Annotated in this window: 2 rRNA genes and 1 pseudogene; 2 read left to right on the top strand and 1 reads right to left on the bottom strand. The window is 61.8% G+C overall.

Annotated elements, in window-relative coordinates:
* A 23S ribosomal RNA gene (locus ABT245_RS06960) occupies positions 1-1,193 on the top strand; the annotation flags it as partial.
* An 88-nt stretch (positions 1,194-1,281) separates the two neighbouring features.
* Positions 1,282-1,398: ribosomal RNA gene (rrf, locus tag ABT245_RS06965) — 5S ribosomal RNA — on the top strand.
* A gap of 29 nt (positions 1,399-1,427) precedes the next feature.
* On the opposite strand, the pseudogene ABT245_RS06970 reads toward rrf, so the two are convergent.
* Positions 1,428-2,192, bottom strand: a pseudogene (locus tag ABT245_RS06970) (hypothetical protein); the annotation flags it as partial.

Here is a 2,192-nt window from a genome sequence, read left to right on the forward strand (position 1 = left end):
TGGTGAGGGGATTTACTTCCTGAGCTGGGGGTGGCCGCAGAGACCAGCGAGAAGCGACTGTTTACTAAAAACACAGGTCCGTGCGAAGCCGTAAGGCGATGTATACGGACTGACGCCTGCCCGGTGCTGGAACGTTAAGGGGACCGGTTAGCTCACTTTCGGGTGGGCGAAGCTGAGAACTTAAGCGCCAGTAAACGGCGGTGGTAACTATAACCATCCTAAGGTAGCGAAATTCCTTGTCGGGTAAGTTCCGACCTGCACGAATGGCGTAACGACTTCTCGACTGTCTCAACCATAGGCCCGGTGAAATTGCACTACGAGTAAAGATGCTCGTTTCGCGCAGCAGGACGGAAAGACCCCGGGACCTTTACTACAGTTTGATATTGGTGTTCGGTTCGGCTTGTGTAGGATAGCTGGGAGACTTTGAAGCATTGACGCCAGTTGGTGTGGAGTCGTCGTTGAAATACCAGTCTGGTCGTGCTGGATGTCTAACCTGGGTCCGTGATCCGGATCAGGGACAGTGTCTGATGGGTAGTTTAACTGGGGCGGTTGCCTCCTAAAGGGTAACGGAGGCGCCCAAAGGTTCCCTCAGCCTGGTTGGTAATCAGGTGTTGAGTGTAAGTGCACAAGGGAGCTTGACTGTGAGACCGACGGGTCGAGCAGGGACGAAAGTCGGGACTAGTGATCCGGCGGTGGCTTGTGGAAGCGCCGTCGCTCAACGGATAAAAGGTACCCCGGGGATAACAGGCTGATCTTCCCCAAGAGTCCATATCGACGGGATGGTTTGGCACCTCGATGTCGGCTCGTCGCATCCTGGGGCTGGAGTCGGTCCCAAGGGTTGGGCTGTTCGCCCATTAAAGCGGTACGCGAGCTGGGTTTAGAACGTCGTGAGACAGTTCGGTCCCTATCCGCTGTGCGCGTAGGAGTCTTGAGAAGGGCTGTCCCTAGTACGAGAGGACCGGGACGGACGAACCTCTGGTGTGCCAGTTGTTCTGCCAAGGGCATGGCTGGTTGGCTACGTTCGGGAGGGATAACCGCTGAAAGCATCTAAGCGGGAAGCCTGCTTCGAGATGAGGACTCCCACCCACTTGATGGGGTAAGGCTCCCAGTAGACGACTGGGTTGATAGGCCGGATCTGGAAGCCAGGTAACTGGTGGAGGTGACCGGTACTAATAGGCCGAGGGCTTGTCCATAGAGGCTCGCGTTCACTGTGTTGGTTCTGAAACCACGAACAGCCCCGCCCGTGGCAGGGTGGTGTGGCGGTTCACAGTTTCATAGTGTTTCGGTGGTCATAGCGTGAGGGAAACGCCCGGTTACATTCCGAACCCGGAAGCTAAGCCTTACAGCGCCGATGGTACTGCAGGGGGGACCCTGTGGGAGAGTAGGACACCGCCGAACAATCTTTGGAGGACCCCTGGTCCCAGCGTTCAGCTGGGACCAGGGGTCCTTTTGTTTTTACAATGCTTGCGGTACCGAAGACAGGAGTCACCATGTCCACCAACTCTCCCGACGATCGACCGGAGCGCGAACCGCGGCGACGGGACAGTGGTGACCGCGGTGACCGTGGCGGGTACCGAGGTGGCCCACAGCGCGGCAACGAACGTGGCGAGCGCGGCAGTTACGGCCGCCGCGACGATCGCGGCGGCGACCGCGGCGGCGACCACGGCCGTGGTTTCCGGCGCGACGGGGACCGTCCGTCGTATCGCCGTGACGACCGCGACCACCGTGCCGACCGGGGCGAGCGCGTCGACCGGGGCGAGCGGCGTGACGACGATCGTCGCCACCGCCGCGACGACGATCGTGGCGAGCGTGGCGGACATGGCGGATACGCCCGCCGCGACGACCGTGGTGGTCAGCGTGGCCGTGATGACCGCGACCGCGGTTTTCGACGGGACGACCGTGGCGACCGCGGTGGTTTCCGGCGTGATGACAGCCGTGGTGAGCAGCGAGGCGACTACCGGGGTGACCGGGGAGACCGCGGAGGCTTCCGTGGGCGTGACGACCGCGACCGAGGCTTCCGACGGGACGACCGGCGCGACGACCGGCGTGGCGGAGAACGCCCCGACTTCCGTCGCGATGACCGACGGGACGACCGTGACCGTGGTTTCCGGCGCGATGACCGGCGCGATGACCGTGACCGTGGTTTCCGCCGGGATGACCGGCGTGACGACCGTGACCGTGGTTTCCGGCGG

This window comes from Streptomyces sp. NPDC001508, assembly GCF_040298665.1.
Lineage (GTDB): Bacteria > Actinomycetota > Actinomycetes > Streptomycetales > Streptomycetaceae > Streptomyces.